Raw genomic sequence first — 592 nt, forward strand, 5'->3', positions numbered from 1 at the left:
TTTCGACGTGATCTGGTTCGCGAAGAACGTCTTGCGCGAGCCGCTGACTGAGTGGCAGGAGTGGCTGTCGATCCACGCGCTGGAGTTGCTGCCGGCTGAGCGGATCCGGGCGCAGTACCCGGATCAGCCGGAGCTGTGGGGCGAGGAGTTGCTGCGGTTCAAGACGATCCTCGTGTTGGTCGCCCGGCAGAACGGCAAGACGCACTGGGCGAAGGTGCTGTTGAAGTGGGCGCTGTTCCGCAAGCGGCTGCCGTACATCCTCGGCGCGGCGCAGACGAAGAACGATGCGTTTGAGCTGTGGGAGGAGGTCCGTGACGAGTGCGAGGCTCACCCGAAGCTGCGTAAGCGAATGAAGCGTACCTCCAACGCGCACGGTTTCGAGGCGCTGCGCTCGCGTAGCGGGGTGTACCGGATCGCCGGCCTGGATCGGAACGCCGGTCGTGGCAAGACGGTGAACATGCTCTATCTCGACGAGTTGCGCGAGCATAAGACCTGGACGGGTTGGACCGCGTTGTCGTCGACGACGATGTCGCCGGTGATTGGCTTCAACGTCGCCACCTCGAACGCCGGTGACGCGCGGTCGGTGGTGCTT

The 592-nt window shown here is 64.2% G+C and carries 1 pseudogene; it reads left to right on the top strand.

The annotated features are described in order from the left end of the window. Window positions 1-592: pseudogene (locus tag ACT3SZ_RS16390) on the top strand (hypothetical protein); the annotation flags it as partial.

This window comes from Corynebacterium sp. AOP40-9SA-29 (genome assembly GCF_052377405.1).
Classification (GTDB): Bacteria; Actinomycetota; Actinomycetes; order Mycobacteriales; family Mycobacteriaceae; genus Corynebacterium.